Source organism: Mycolicibacterium grossiae (assembly GCF_008329645.1).
In the GTDB taxonomy this organism is placed as follows: Bacteria; Actinomycetota; Actinomycetes; order Mycobacteriales; family Mycobacteriaceae; genus Mycobacterium; species Mycobacterium grossiae.
In genome coordinates, this window is sequence record NZ_CP043474.1 from 1,835,583 (window position 1) to 1,849,324 (window position 13,742).

13 protein-coding genes are annotated in these 13,742 nt (G+C 70.7%); 4 read left to right on the forward strand and 9 right to left on the reverse strand.

Annotated features, from left to right (window positions below; genetic code table 11):
* Positions 1-63 precede the first annotated feature (63 nt).
* The 3 genes from FZ046_RS08770 to FZ046_RS08780 all read left to right on the forward strand — a co-directional run bounded on the left by FZ046_RS08770 (position 64) and on the right by FZ046_RS08780 (position 4,561).
* On the forward strand, positions 64-1,095 hold the full coding sequence (locus FZ046_RS08770; RefSeq protein WP_070354505.1) for an IniB N-terminal domain-containing protein: 1,032 nt from the start codon (positions 64-66) through the stop codon (positions 1,093-1,095).
* A gap of 86 nt (positions 1,096-1,181) precedes the next feature.
* Positions 1,182-3,023, forward strand: a complete 1,842-nt coding sequence (locus FZ046_RS08775; protein WP_070354506.1) for a dynamin-like GTPase family protein — start codon at positions 1,182-1,184, stop codon at positions 3,021-3,023.
* Between the two features lie 32 nt (positions 3,024-3,055).
* Positions 3,056-4,561, forward strand: coding sequence for a dynamin family protein (locus FZ046_RS08780; RefSeq protein WP_070354507.1), 1,506 nt, complete (start codon positions 3,056-3,058; stop codon positions 4,559-4,561).
* Between the two features lie 3 nt (positions 4,562-4,564).
* Here the strand turns inward: FZ046_RS08780 and FZ046_RS27340 are convergent, their stop codons facing one another.
* The 8 genes from FZ046_RS27340 to FZ046_RS08820 all read right to left on the reverse strand — a co-directional run bounded on the left by FZ046_RS27340 (position 4,565) and on the right by FZ046_RS08820 (position 12,506).
* A complete protein-coding gene (locus tag FZ046_RS27340; protein WP_070354508.1) occupies positions 4,565-5,173 on the reverse strand; it encodes a hypothetical protein in 609 nt (202 codons plus the stop codon).
* 23 nt (positions 5,174-5,196) lie between these two features.
* Positions 5,197-5,643: a hypothetical protein gene (locus tag FZ046_RS08790; RefSeq protein ID WP_246182944.1), complete on the reverse strand. Its 447-nt coding sequence runs from the start codon at positions 5,641-5,643 to the stop codon at positions 5,197-5,199.
* Between the two features lie 25 nt (positions 5,644-5,668).
* Positions 5,669-6,601, reverse strand: a complete 933-nt coding sequence (locus FZ046_RS08795; protein ID WP_070354510.1) for an LLM class F420-dependent oxidoreductase — start codon at positions 6,599-6,601, stop codon at positions 5,669-5,671.
* Between the two features lie 18 nt (positions 6,602-6,619).
* Positions 6,620-7,243, reverse strand: coding sequence for a TIGR03085 family metal-binding protein (locus FZ046_RS08800; RefSeq protein WP_070354511.1), 624 nt, complete (start codon positions 7,241-7,243; stop codon positions 6,620-6,622).
* Positions 7,240-9,075, reverse strand: a complete 1,836-nt coding sequence (locus tag FZ046_RS08805; protein WP_070354512.1) for a glycoside hydrolase family 15 protein — start codon at positions 9,073-9,075, stop codon at positions 7,240-7,242. Before FZ046_RS08805 ends, FZ046_RS08800 begins: the two co-directional genes overlap by 4 nt.
* Positions 9,068-10,474, reverse strand: a complete 1,407-nt coding sequence (zwf, locus tag FZ046_RS08810) for a glucose-6-phosphate dehydrogenase (RefSeq protein ID WP_070354513.1) — start codon at positions 10,472-10,474, stop codon at positions 9,068-9,070. Before zwf ends, FZ046_RS08805 begins: the two co-directional genes overlap by 8 nt.
* Positions 10,471-11,862 (reverse strand): mycothione reductase, encoded by a 1,392-nt coding sequence (locus FZ046_RS08815; protein WP_099045989.1) that lies wholly within the window; start codon positions 11,860-11,862, stop codon positions 10,471-10,473. Before FZ046_RS08815 ends, zwf begins: the two co-directional genes overlap by 4 nt.
* A gap of 86 nt (positions 11,863-11,948) precedes the next feature.
* Entirely contained in the window at positions 11,949-12,506 is a 558-nt protein-coding gene (locus tag FZ046_RS08820; protein WP_070354544.1) for a hypothetical protein, read from the reverse strand.
* A 109-nt stretch (positions 12,507-12,615) separates the two neighbouring features.
* Between FZ046_RS08820 and FZ046_RS08825 the strand changes: the two genes are divergently transcribed.
* The gene (locus FZ046_RS08825; protein ID WP_083298377.1) at positions 12,616-13,449 is read left to right on the forward strand and encodes an alpha/beta hydrolase family protein; all 834 of its coding nucleotides are present in this window, start codon (positions 12,616-12,618) and stop codon (positions 13,447-13,449) included.
* Positions 13,450-13,453: 4 nt separating this feature from the next.
* Here the strand turns inward: FZ046_RS08825 and FZ046_RS08830 are convergent, their stop codons facing one another.
* Entirely contained in the window at positions 13,454-13,702 is a 249-nt protein-coding gene (locus FZ046_RS08830; protein ID WP_070354515.1) for a hypothetical protein, read from the reverse strand.
* Between the last annotated feature and the right edge of the window lie 40 nt (positions 13,703-13,742).

Genomic DNA, 13,742 nt, shown 5'->3' on the forward strand with positions numbered 1-13,742 from the left:
AGTCCATAGATTGGTCATCAGTTCGCCGGAGCAGCGCCGGTGACCAGACCGAAAGGCACTCTCGTGATCAGCCTCATCGACTACATCCTCGACCTCTTCCGCAGCCCCGACGTCGCCGCGGCGTTCATCGCCGACCCCGACGGCGCCATGCGCGACGCCGGCCTGCCGAACGTCAGCGCCGCGCAGCTCGCGTCGGTCGCGGCCACCGCCGCGCCGGCCGGCTACGCCCTCGGCGGCGGCGACCCGATCGTCGGCCTGCAGCGCGCCGTGGCCGACCACCACAGCATCGCGTCGCCGTTCTCGCCGCAGACGACGTTCGCCCCGCAGACCGACTTCGCCAGCAACAACGACACCGCACTGGCGAGCGGCAACTCCTTCGCCAGCCCCGACCAGGCCGCCGGTGCCAACGCCCAGAACGGCGCGTTCAACCTCGGCTTCGGCGACATCACCTTCGGTGACAAGTCGACCAACACGGCCACCAACGGCGGCGTCGTGGTCGACGGTGACAACGACGGCGACATCGTCTCCGGTGACGGCGCGGTGCTCGGCAACGGCAACCAGGTCAACAACGGCGACGTCATCGCCGGGACCGGGTCCAACGTGAACGTGGGCAGCGGCGACATCGAGGACCACGGCACCACCGCCACCGGCGGCAGCACCGTGATCCAGGGCAACGACGGCCCCGTGCTCAACGACGTTGACGCCAGCGGCGGCCACGGCGGCAGCGCCGGCGCCAGCGGCGGTGGCGGTCTGCTGGGCATCGGCACCGGCGGCAACGAGGCCAGCGGCGGTGCGGGTGGCGGCGGCGGCATCGTGATCGTCGACAACAGCACCGCGTCCAGCACGGTCGGTGGCAACCAGACCACCGCCGGCGGCGACCTGGGCAGCGACAACGTCAACGACAGCTCGGTCAACACCCACGTGGCGACCGAGACGAGCGTCGAGAACCACACCGACGCCTCGGTCGACGACCACAGCTTCACCAGCGCCGTGGGCTCGGGCAACTCGACCGACTTCGCGTCGCACAACGACGTGGCGTCGCACAACGACACCGACGTCGCGTCGCACAACGCGACCGACTTCGACACCTTCTGATCCGCACGGCCAGAGCTGGCGGGGACCCTCGTGGTTCCCGCCAGTTCGCGCGCCTACCGTGAGACAGCACCGACCGGAGGGCGGACATGACGCAGCCGAACGACCCGCGACGGGTCAAGGTCATCGTCGAACTGATCGACCACAGCAGCAGGATCGCCGCGCTGAAGGACCGCGGCGACCTGGTGGCGCGGCTCGCGCGGGCCAAGGAGCGCATCTCCGACCCGCAGATCCGCGTGGTCATCGCCGGTCAGCTCAAGCAGGGCAAGAGTCAGCTGTTGAACTCACTGCTCAACGTGCCGGTGACCCGCGTCGGCGACGACGAGACCACCGCGCTCGCCACGGTGGTCTCCTACGGCGAGCAGGCGTCCGCTCGGCTCGTCGTGTCCCGCGGTAACGGCGAGGAACCCGAACTCGTCGAGATTCCGCCGTCGGACGTGCAGACCGATCTGCGGCGCGCACCTCAGGCGGGTGGCCGCGAGGTGCTGCGCGTCGAGGTCACCGCACCGAGCCCTCTGCTCAAGAGCGGCCTGGCCTTCGTCGACACCCCCGGTGTCGGTGGGCACGGCCAGCCGCACCTGTCGGCGACCCTCGGGCTGCTTCCCGACGCCGACGCCGTGCTCATGGTCAGCGACACCAGCCAGGAGTTCACCGAACCGGAGATGACGTTCATCCGGCAGGCGCTCGAGATCTGCCCGCTCGCCACGGTTCTCGCCACCAAGACCGACCTCTACCCGCACTGGCGGGAGATCGTCGCCGCCAACCAGGCGCACCTGCGGCGCGCCGGCGTCGACCTGCCGATCACCCCCGTCTCGGCCGCGCTGCGCAGCCACGCCATCTCGCTGAACGACAAGGAACTCAACGAGGAGTCGAACTTCCCGGCGCTGGTGAAGTTCCTCAGCGAGCGGGTGCTGTCCCGGGAGAACGACCGCGTCCGCGACCAGGTGCTCGCCGAGGTGCGCTCCGCCGCGGAGCATCTGACGCTGACGGTGGAGACGGAGCTGGCGTCCATCAACGACCCGGACGAACGCGCCCGCCTCACCGACGAACTCGAGCGCCGCAAGCAGGACGCGCAGGACGCGCTGGCGCACACCGCGCTGTGGCAGCAGGTGCTCAACGACGGCATCGCCGACCTCACCGCCGACGTCGACCACGACCTGCGTGCCCGCTTCCGCTCCATCACCCAGCACACCGAGCGGGTGATCGACGGCTGCGACCCCACCCACCACTGGGCGGAGATCGGCGCCGAACTCGAGGACGCGATCGCCACCGCCGTCGGCGACAACTTCGTGTGGGCCTACCAGCGGGCCGAGGCGCTCGCCCAGGAGGTCGGGCGCACCTTCACCGAGGCGGGCCTGGGGGCCGTCGAAATGCCGCGCGTCGACGCCCGCCACATCGGCGCCGGCTTCGGCGAGTTCAAGTCCCTGGCGCGGCTGGAGGCCAAACCGATCAAAGCGGGCCACAAGGTGGTCACCGGCATGCGCGGCTCCTACGGCGGCGTGCTGATGTTCGGCATGCTCACCTCGTTCGCCGGGCTGGGCATGTTCAACCCGCTGTCCCTGGGCGCCGGTCTGATCCTCGGCCGCAAGGCCTACAAGGAGGACATGGAGAACCGGATGCTGCGGGTGCGCAACGAGGCGAAGTCCAATCTGCGCCGCTTCGTCGACGACGTCTCGTTCGTCGTCGGCAAGGAGTCCCGCGACCGGCTCAAGGCGGTGCAGCGGCAGCTGCGCGACCACTATCGCGAGATCGCCAGCCAGGCCACCCGCTCGCTCAACGAGTCGCTGCAGGCCACGCTCGCCGCGGCCAAGCTGGAGGAGAACGAGCGCAACGGCCGCGTCGCCGAACTCGAACGCCAGCTCAACATCCTGCGCCAGGTCACCCAGCACGCGACGACCATCGCCGGTGGCGGCGAACCGGCGACGGCGTGACCGCCCGGGCGCGCGCCTAAGCTGTTCGGGACATGAGCACCAGTGACCGGGTGCGCGCGATCCTGGGCGGAACCGTGCAGGCCTATCGGTCGGACCCGGCCTACCGCCAGCGCGCCGACGTGCACGACGAACTCGACTGGATCGGCCGCAGGCTCAACCAGCCCATCCGCATCGCGCTGGCCGGCACGCTGAAGGCGGGCAAGTCGACACTGGTGAACGCGCTGGTGGGCGAGGAGATCGCCCCGACCGACGCCACCGAGGCCACCCGCATCGTCACCTGGTTCCGCAACGGCCCCACCCCGAAGGTGACCGCCAACCACCGCGGCGGGCGCCGCACCAACGTGCCGATCACGCGCGACGGGCCGTCCGGGCACCGTGGCCTGACCTTCGACTTCGCGACCCTGGACCCCGACGACGTCGACGATCTCGACGTCGAGTGGCCCGCCGCCGAACTCGTCGACACGACGATCATCGACACGCCCGGCACGTCGTCGCTCAACCGCGACGTCTCCGAGCGCACGCTGCGGCTGCTGGTGCCGTCCGACGGCGTGCCGCGCGTGGACGCCGTGGTGTTCCTGCTGCGTTCGCTCAACGCCCCGGACATCGCGCTGCTCAAGCAGATCGGCACGCTGGTCGGCGGGTCGCAGGGCGCGCTCGGCGTGATCGGGGTGGCCTCGCGCGCCGACGAGATCGGCGCCGGCCGCATCGACGCGATGCTCTCGGCGAAGGACGTCGCCACCCGCTTCACCGCCGAGATGGACCGGACCGGCATCTGCCAGGCGGTGGTACCGGTGTCGGGTCTGCTGGCCCTGACCGCCCGCACGCTGCGGCAGAGCGAGTTCGTGGCGCTGGAGAAGCTGGCAGGCGTCGAGCCCGCCGAGCTGACGAAGGCCATGCTGTCGGCGGACCGGTTCGTCCGGCCCGACAGCTCACTGCCGGTCGACGCGGCCACGCGGGCCGCGCTGCTCGACCGGTTCGGGATGTTCGGCATCCGGATCTCGATCGCGGTACTGCGCGCCGGGATCACCGACTCGGTGGCGCTGGCCGACGAACTGCTCGAGCGCAGCGGGCTGATCGCCCTGCGCGACGTGATCGATCAGCAGTTCGCGCAGCGTTCCGATCTGCTCAAGGCGCACACCGCGCTGGTGTCGCTGCGGCGGTTCGTCGAAGCCCATCCCATCTACGCGACGCCGTACATCCTCGCCGACATCGATCCGCTGCTCGCCGACACGCACGCGTTCGAGGAGCTGCGGCTGCTCAGCCAGCTGCGGTCGCGGGAGACCACGCTCAACGAGGAGGAGATGGCGTCGCTGCGGCGCATCATCGGCGGGTCGGGCACCGACGCGGCCAGCCGGCTGGGACTGCAGCCCGACGCCCCCTACGACGGGCCGCGGGCGGCGTTCGCTGCCACGCAGCGGTGGCGCCGGCGCGCCGAGCATCCACTCAACGACCCGTTCACCACCCGGGCCTGCCGGGCCGCGGTCCGCAGCGCCGAGGCGCTGGTGGCGGAATACGCCGCGCGACAGGCGTATTCGTAACCGTCAGGGCTGGGTGGCGGGGGAGACGTTCGGCGACTGCGTGACCGTCTCGGTGCGCGTCTCGGTGACCGTGCTGGGCGGGACCGTCGTCGTCGTGGTGGTGGTGCTCGGCGTCGTGGTCGTCGTCGTGGTGGTGGTCGGCTCGGTGGTGGTCGTGGTGGTCGTCGGCTCGGTGGTCGTCGTGGGTTCGGCGGTGGTCTGCGACGACGACGGCTCCACCGTGCCCGACGGCGGGGGAACCGCCTGCGACGACGTGGTGAGCGTGGTGAGCGTCGTGTCCTCGGTCGGCGACGAGTCGTCGGAGGCCATGGTCACGGCGAGGTACACGATGACCGCGACGAGCAGGGCGATGAGGGCGCCGAGCCCGACGAGCGCGGCGGGCGTGCGGTACCAGGGCTGCTCGGGTGGCTCCGGGGCGAACTGCTGCGTCGGCTGCTCCCCGTACCCCTGCGTGCCGTACCCCTGCGTGCCGTAACCCTGGTCGCCGTACGCCTGGTTGCCATAGCCCTGGTCGCCATACGCCTGGTTGCCGGGCCCCTGGCCGCCGTAGTTCGCGTACTGGGTCGGATCGCCGTCCGAGTAGTCGTTCGGGTCCTGCGGTCCACGGGTCATGGTGACCGATGGTAGGCCGGGTGCTACGGGCGCGGGTAGAGCGTCCGCGTTTCGTTCAGGCGGGGTCGCGACCGCGTCGAGGTGGGGGCGTCGTCGTCGGTCGTCCGCGGGGCGCGCGACGTCGAGGCGTCGCTCGACGAGGTGTCGGTGCCCGACGTCGAGGTGTCGGTGCCCGAGGTCGACGACGGCGCGTTGGGGTCGTTGATGTCGGTGGTCACCGGCGGGCTGGTGCTGGTGATGGTCTGCGTGGTGGTGGTGGCGGAGTCGCTCGTCGTGGCGCTACGGCTGCTGCTCGGATCCAGGAAGTACTGCTGCTGCGGGTCGGGTTCGTCGAACTGACGGACCAGCGACGACACCAGGAAGTACACGACGGCAATGGCCGCGATGGCCGCCACGCTGGCGCCGAGCAGCGTGGACGTGCGTTCGTGCCACGCCGGTTCCCGCGGCTCGTCTGGCCTGTCGCCCGTCACGGCCACCGATCGTAACGGCGGCTCCTCAGTTCAGCTGACGGATGACCTCGCGGGCGAAGAAGTCGAGGTGGTCGAGGTCGGACTGATCGAGCATCTGCAGGTACACCCGCTGGACCCCGGCCTCGCGGAACGGGCCCAGTCGGTCGACGATCTCCGCGGCGGTGCCGGCCAGCGGCGAGTTGCCGCGCAGCTCGTCGACCTCGCGGCCGATGGCGCCCGCGCGGCGCGCCACCTCGGCGTCGTCGCGACCGGCGCACAGCACGAACGCCGCCGAGTACACCAGCGAGTCGGGCTCGCGCCCGGCGTCGGCGACGGCCGCGGCCACCCGCTCGAACTGTGCGCTCAGCACGTCCAGCGGCACGAAGGGGATGTTGAACTCGCCGGCGTACTTCGCGGTCAGCGCGGGAGTGCGCTTCTTCCCGCCGCCGCCGATGATGATCGGCGGGTGGGGCGTCTGCGCCGGCTTCGGCAACGCGGGGGAGTCCTTGACGGTGTAGTGCGTGCCGGTGAAGTCGTAGGTCTCGCCGGTCGGCGTCGCCCACATGCCGGTGAGGATCTCCAGTTGCTCGGAGAGCCGGTCGAACCGCTCGCCCAGTGGCGGGAACGGAATGGCGTACGCCTGGTGCTCGGCTTCGAACCAGCCTGCACCGAGGCCGAGTTCGACGCGGCCGGCGCTCATCTCGTCGACCTGCGCGACCGAGATGGCCAGCACGCCGGGGTGCCGGAACGTCGCCGAGGTGACCATGGTGCCGAGGCGGATCGTCGACGTCTCCCGCGCGATGCCCCCCAGCGTGACCCAGGAATCGGTGGGACCGGGCAGACCGTCGCCGCTCATCGCCAGATAGTGGTCCGAGCGGAAGAAGGCGGAGTAGCCGAGCGATTCGGCGGCCTGCGCCACGGCCAGCTGGTCGGCGTACGAGGCGCCCTGCTGCGGTTCGACGAACACCCGGAAATCCATGTCCGCCAGCCTAGACCGCTACAGTCCGCCGCGACCGTCGGTCAGGGTGCGCACCGCGTCGTCGTCCCCGTCCAGCGTCACGCGCGTCTCGTTGCGGCCCGAGGCGAACAGCAGCAGCTCCGCGGGCGGGCCGGTGACGGTGACGCTCGGGCCGCGGCCCACGGTGGCCAGCGTCTTCCCGTCGGGCGTGCGGAGCACGGCGCGCACGCCCGTCCTGCCGAGCGCCATGCGCGACATGAAGGTGACCTGCCGCGCCACCGCCGTGCTGGTCGCCTCGTCGAGTTCCCTCGGCTCCCAACCACTTCGAGCGCGTCGCACGTCCTCGTGGTGGATGAACATCTCCGCGACGTTGATCACCGGGTCGAGCAGCTTGAACGGCGAGAGCGTCGGCGGGCCGGAGGCCACCAGGTCGAGCACCCGGTCCCAGTCGTGCGCGGCGGCGAACTGCGTCTGCACCCGTTCGGTGTAGCCCGCCAGTTGCGGGATGAGGATGCCAGGGGCGGCGTCGACGCGGCGCTCGCGGACCACCAGGTGCGCCGCGAGGTCGCGCGTGGTCCAGTCGCCACACAGCGTCGGATGATCCGGGCCGACCTCGCGCATCGTGGCCACCAGGCCGGCTCGTTCGGATTGACTGACACTCACGAGTGCTTCTCCTCGTCCATGGCGCGATCCAGGTTGATCGCTGCGCTGATGAGCGCGAAGTGGGTGAACGCCTGCGGGAAGTTTCCCACCTGGTCCCCCGTCGCGCTGACTTGTTCGGCGTACAGCCCCACGTGATTGGCGTAGGTGAACATCTTCTCCAGGACCAGCTGCGCCTCGCGCAGCCGTCCCGCCCGCGTCAGCGCCTCGACGTACCAGAAGGTGCACAGCGAGAACGTGCCCTCTTCGCCGTCGAGGCCGTCGGACTCCGGGGTGTAGCGGAACACCAGGCTGTCGGTGACGAGGTCCTCCTCGACGGCCTCGAGCGTCGACAGGAACTTCGGGTCGGCGGGCGAGAGGAACTTCACCATCGGCATCAGCAGCACGCCGGCGTCCAGCTCGGTGCCCTTCTCGACCTGGGTGAAGGTCCTGCGTGAGTCGTCCCAGCAGTCGGTGATGATGCGCTCGTAGATCTCGTCGCGCACGCGCGACCAGCCCACCAGGTCGCCCGGCAAGCCGCGGCGCCGGGCGATGCGGACGGTCCGCTCCAGCGCCACCCAGCACATCAGCTTCGACGTCGTGTACGGGCGGACCTCGCCGCGTACCTCCCACATGCCGGCGTCGTCGCGGTCCCAGTTCTCCATGACCCAGCCGACGACCTTCCGAACGTCGCGCCAGGCGTCGTCGCTCAGACCGGGGCCGTACTTGTCGAACAGGTACACCGAGTCGATCAGCTCGCCGTAGATGTCGAGCTGCAGCTGCTCGACGGCGGCGTTGCCGATGCGCACCGGCGTCGAGTCGCGGTAGCCGCGCAGATGGTCCAGCTCGTATTCGTCGGCGGGCACGTTGCCGTCGATGTCGTAGAGCACCCGCAGCGGGCCGAGTTCGTCGTCCTCGTCGGGGTGGTCGCGTCCGATGCGCTCGGACAGCCAGCCGATGAAAGCCCGTGCCTCGTCGGTGAATCCGAGCCGCAGCAGGGCGTACAGCACGAAACCGGCGTCGCGCACCCATACGTAGCGGTAGTCCCAGTTGCGGCCACCGCCGATGAGTTCCGGCAGGCTCGTCGTCGGCGCGGCGATGATGGCGCCGGTCGGTTCGTGCGTCAGCAGCTTCAGGGTGATCGCCGAGCGGTGCACCATCTCGCGCCAGCGCCCCTGGTAGCGGGACTGGCCGAGCCAGTGCCGCCAGTACGACGTGGTGGCGTCCAGCAGCGCGTCGGTGAGGTCCATGGCGTTCTCGGACGGTTCGTCGTCCTCCCCGAGGACTTCCAGGACGAACAGCGCGGTGTCGCCCTCGGTCAGTTCCACCGCGGCGCTGACGGTGGTGTTGGCCTCGCCGTCGTCGACCTCGAGGTCGGTCGACGCGACCAGACCCAGGCGCACGCCGTCGCCGGTGATGAGCACGCCGTCGCCGGACCGTTCGGCACGGCAGCGCTGCCGGGCGTAGTCCGGTCGGGCGTCGACGGTCATGTGCAGGGTGATCGTGCCGCGCACGCCGCTTACCCGGCGGACGAGCCGCTGGCGGTGATCGGGATCGCCGGCGCCGAGCACCGGCATGAAGTCGTGCACCTCGGCGACGCCGTGCTCGGTGAGGAAGCGCGTGATGAGCACCGCGGTGTCGGGATAGTAGAACTGTTGGGTTCGCGAGACCTCGCACGTCGGCGCGAGCCGCCAGCTGCCGCCCTCGTCGGGGTCGAGGATCGCCCCGAAGATGCTCGGCGAGTCGAACCGCGGCGCGCAGAACCAGTCGATGGTCCCGTTGGTGCCCACCAGGGCGCTGGTGCGCAGGTCGCCGATCAGGCCGTGTTCGGAGATGCCCAACCAGGGGTCAGGCATCCGGCAGTCTCCACCCCGGTGCCCGCGGCAGGTCGAGTGCGGCCTGGGGCCCCCACGAAGCCCGTTCGTAGGGCAGCGATTCCGGCGGTGCGTCGAGCACGGGCTGGCACACCTGCCACAGCCGGTCCACTTCGTCGGAGCGCGTGAACAGCGTCTGATCACCGTGCATGACGTCGAGCAGTAGCCGCTCGTAGGCCTCCAGCGGCGTGTCGTCGGGGTCGGCTTCCGCGATGTCGAGATTCAGGCTCAGCGGCATCAGGTCGATCGCCGGTCCCGGACGCTTGGCCAGCATGTCGACCCGGAACGCCGGCGAGTCGGTCAACTCCAGCACCAGCTGGTTCGGCGGCTGCTCGGACGACCCGAAGCGGCCCGACGGCGGGCTGCGGAACGTCAGCGTGACGGTGCGCCGGGTCTGCGCGAGGGCCTTGCCGGTGCGCAGGTAGAACGGCACGCCCTGCCAGCGTTCGGTGTCGACGAACGCCTCGAGCGCCACGAACGTCTCGACGGTCGAATCGTCGGCCACGCCCTCCTCGTCGCGGTACCCGTCGTACTGCCCGAAGACCACGCGCTGCGGGTCGAGGGGCCGCATGGCCTGGAACACCTTGGACTTCTCGTTGCGTAGCGAGCGTTCGTCGAGGTGCACGGGCGGCTCCATCGCGATGAAGCCGAGCACCTGGCACAGGTGGGTGGAGATCATGTCGCGGAAGCAGCCGGTGGACTCGTAGAAGCTGCCGCGACCCTCGATCGTCAGCGTCTCGGGGACGTCGATCTGCACCGACACCAGGTTGTCGCGGTTCCAGGCCGGCTCGATGAGGCCGTTGGCGAAGCGCAGCGCGAGGATGTTCTGCACGGCCTCCTTCCCGAGGAAGTGGTCGATGCGGTACACCTGCGTCTCGTCGACGACGTCCTTGAGCGCGGCGTCGAGTTCGCGAGACGACTCCAGGTCGGTGCCGAACGGCTTCTCCACGACGATCCGCGACCCGTCGGCGAGGCCTTCGCGCCCGAGCATCCCGATCATCGGCTTCATGGCCGTCGGCGGCACCGACAGGTAGATCAGCGTGTGGGCGTCCGGGCCGACCTTCTCGCGGGCAGCGCGCACGGCGGCCGCCAGGTCGGCGCCGTCGTCGGCGTCGGACGTCTGAAAGGACAAGCGGCTCAACAGGTCCTGCAGCACGGTGTTGTCGACGTCGTCGACCGACTCGCGCAGACCGTCGCCGATGCTGCCGCGCCATTCGTAATCGCTGCCGGGCGAATGCCGCCCGGAGCCGATCACGGCCCAGTCCCGCGGCATGCGGCCCGCGGCGGCCAGTGCGTACAACCCCGGGAAGAGCTTGCGCTTGGCCAGGTCGCCGGTGGCCCCGAAGAGGACGAACACCTGTGGGGGTGGTGCGTCGGTCATGCTGCCTCCTTCACGTCCCGCAGGGCGTTCTCGACGACTTCGGTCAGGGCGGGGTGGATCCAGAACGGCCGGTGGGCGAGGTCGTCGGCGCGGATGCCGAATTCCATGGCGACGACGAAGATCTGGATGAGGGTCGCGGCCTGCGGACCCATGACGTGCGCCCCCAGGATGCGGCGGGTGGCGCCGTCGACGAGCACCTTGCAGAAGCCGGTGTCATCCCGAAGTGCCCAGCCGTATGCGACGTCGCCGTAGCGGGTCCGGCCGACGAGATAGTCGGGGTGGTCCTCACGGCACGCCGCCTCGGTGAGGCCGACCGACGCCATCTGCGGGTCGGCGAACACCGCGGACGGGACGCGGTCGTGGTCGGCGACGCGCATGCGGTCGGGGTGCAGCAGGTTGTGCGAGACGACCTCGGCCTCGCGGTTGGCGACGTGCTTGAGCGGGATGGGCGTACACACGTCGCCGAGGGCGAAGACGCCGTCGGCGGTGGTGCGCAGGAACTCGTCGACCACGACGCGGCCGTGCTCGTCCACGTCGACGCCGGAGACGCCCAGGTTGAGCCGGTCGCTGTTGGGCGTGCGGCCGCTGGCGACCAGCAGCGTGTCAGCGCGGATCGTGCTGCCGTCGTCGAGGGTGAGGACGAGATCGCCGGCGCTGCCGGACAATCCGACGATTTCGGCCCCGAGGTGCAGGTCGTACTGCTTGCCCATCAGCTCGGTGAAGACGTTGCGCAGTTCCTCGTCCTGCGGGCCGCCGAGCAGCGTGTCGGACTTCTCCACGATGGTGATCCGGCTGCCTGCGGCGGCGAAGACGTGGGCGAGTTCGGCGGCGATGTAGCCGCCGCCGAGGACGGCGAGGTGCTCGGGTGCGGCGTCGATCCGCATGACGGTGTCCGACGTCTCGTACGGCAGGCCGGAGTCGGCGACGACGTCGGGGATGACGGGTCGGCCGCCGTTGGCGAGCACGATCTTGTCGGCGGTGAGGTCGTGCTCCGCGCCGTCCTCGGTGCTCACCCGCAGGCGGCGGGGGCCGGTGAACTCAGCGTGGCCGGCGTAGTAGGTGACGTAGTCACTGCGTTCCCGGCCGCGCCGGCCCTCCTCGGAGTGGGCGTCGGTGACGCCGAAGACGCGGTCCCGCAGGGCGGTCCACTGCAGCCGGGTGCAGTCGACGTCGGGGTGGACGTCCACCTGGTAGCGACCGGCCGTCGCGACGGTGTCGCGGACGTCGGCGGCGAAGATCAGCATCTTCGACGGGATGCAGCCGTAGTTCAGACAGGTGCCGCCGGTGCGCCGCTGGTCGACGATCGCCACGTTGAGGTGGGCGAAGGAGTCGTCGATCACCGCGTTCCCGGAGCCGGAGCCGATGATGACGACGTCGTGGTGGGGCACTGCCGTCATATGCCCTGTTCTCCGGGCGGTTCAAACCGCCGGTGAGGTGATGCTAATTAGTGACGTCCCTCAGAAGACGTCGCCACTCAGAAGACGTCGACACCCTCGATGGCCACGAACATCCCGCGGCCGGTGGCGTCGTTGACGAACTTGGTGCCCGCCTCCGTGGCGTCGATGCGCCAACCGACGGCGGTGTAGCTCCGGTAGTCCAGCGTGACCGCGGGGATGGCGCCGAGGTTGCCGACCACCCAGTTCTCGTCACCGTTGGAGGTCAGACGCACTCCGGTCGCCGGCATGCCGGAGACCGTCGGCGGGTCGGTGAAGGGGGCCTCGCAGCCGACCTCGGCGGTGCTGAGCTGGCAGCGGGTCTTGCCGGACTTGGTCTGGATGAAGACGTAGCCGTTCTGCGCGGGCAGCGCCTCAGCGGGTCCGGGCGCCGCGGTGGGCGAGGGGCTCGGCGGGGGCGTCGACGGTGGCGGCGTGGGCGTGCTGCGGGTCGGGCGCGGCGTGGGGAAGGACGGTTCGCTCTGGTTCTGGGCGCCGGAGCGGGGGTTGCCCTCGGTGGTCGACGAGCAGCCGGCGAGGACGCCGCCGAGAGCGAGGCCCGCCGTCAGTAGACCCGCCGTGATCGCCTTCGTCGTCAGCTGCACAGTTCTCCCTCGGCCGTACGTTCACGGTACCCAGCTCGTGACGGGTGAGAAACTTGTGACGGACGTTGTTATGAAGCCGTGTCGCGTCGGGCAGCATGGACGGATGACCATGCTGTCGCGTCGTGGCCTCCTGGGCGTCGCCGGCGTCGCGGCGCTGGTCGCGTGCGGTCGGCCGGCGGCGGCTCCGCCCCGGCAGGATGGCGGGGTGCGCATCACTTACGGCGAGGACCCGAGCCAGTACGCCGACCTCGCAGTGCCCGAAGGTGCGACCGATGCACCGGTCGTGGTCGTCGTGCACGGCGGGTATTGGACGTCGCGCTACGGCGCGGAACTGGGCCGCCCCCTCGCCGCGGACCTGCTGAGCCGCGGGTACGCGACGCTGAACGTCGAGTACCGCCGCGTTGGCAGTGGCGGTGGCTGGCCCGCGACCGGCGCCGACGTGGCCGCGGCGGTCGACGCGCTGCGCGCGCACGCCGACGGTCTGGATCTGACCCGGGTCGTGGGACTCGGGCACTCGGCGGGCGGGCAGCTGGTCGGCTGGCTGGCGGCCCGTCGGGACGCAGCCGTGCCGCTGACCGGTGCGGTGCTGCAGGCGGGCGTGCTCGATCTGGTGCGCGGCTCGGAACTCGGGCTCGGTGGCGGCGCGATCGACGACTTCCTGGGCGGTCCTCCCGCCCAGCGTCGGGAGGCGTATGCCGACGCCTCGCCGATCGCCCGCCTGCCGTGGGGCGTGCCGTCGGTGGCGGTTCACGGGACCCGGGATCCGCTGGTGCCGATCGAGCAGTCGCAGAGTTTCGTGACCGCTGCCCGCGCCGCCGGAGACCGTGCCGACCTGCAGACATTCGACGGCGACCACTTCGATCCCATCACGGTCGGCACCGCGGCGTGGGACCTGTGCGTGGCCGCCGTCGAGCGGTTGAGCGGTCGGGCGGGCTGACCGCTCAGGCCCCATCCAGGCCGGCCAAGTGGTCGATGCGGGCCGGCCCGTGGTTGCCGTGCCAGCCCGGGTTGGCCGACGGCGCGGGGTGCGCGTGGGTCTGGGGGCTGAACGAGTGACCCGGACCGGTCGGCGCCTGACCGCCGAGACCGGCGTCGGCGTGGGCCGCGCCGGAGCCCGCCAGGACGGCTCCGCCGAAGACGGCTGCGGCGAGCAGGGGAAGGGCGGCGATGCGGGCGAGGGTGGTGTTCATGGTCGATCCTTCTGTGCGCGTTGGTCTTTGGTCGTCGGCT

Excerpts from the sequence above, each read along its gene's own strand:
- FZ046_RS08775 (WP_070354506.1), top strand. The coding sequence starts at position 1,182 with ATGACGCAGCCGAACGACCCGCGACGGGTCAAGGTCATCGTCGAACTG.
- FZ046_RS08780 (WP_070354507.1), top strand. The coding sequence starts at position 3,056 with ATGAGCACCAGTGACCGGGTGCGCGCGATCCTGGGCGGAACCGTGCAG.
- FZ046_RS27340 (WP_070354508.1), bottom strand. The coding sequence starts at position 5,173 with ATGACCCGTGGACCGCAGGACCCGAACGACTACTCGGACGGCGATCCG.
- FZ046_RS08795 (WP_070354510.1), bottom strand. The coding sequence starts at position 6,601 with ATGGATTTCCGGGTGTTCGTCGAACCGCAGCAGGGCGCCTCGTACGCC.
- FZ046_RS08805 (WP_070354512.1), bottom strand. The coding sequence starts at position 9,075 with ATGCCTGACCCCTGGTTGGGCATCTCCGAACACGGCCTGATCGGCGAC.
- zwf (WP_070354513.1), bottom strand. The coding sequence starts at position 10,474 with ATGACCGACGCACCACCCCCACAGGTGTTCGTCCTCTTCGGGGCCACC.
- FZ046_RS08825 (WP_083298377.1), top strand. The coding sequence starts at position 12,616 with ATGACCATGCTGTCGCGTCGTGGCCTCCTGGGCGTCGCCGGCGTCGCG.
- FZ046_RS08830 (WP_070354515.1), bottom strand. The coding sequence starts at position 13,702 with ATGAACACCACCCTCGCCCGCATCGCCGCCCTTCCCCTGCTCGCCGCA.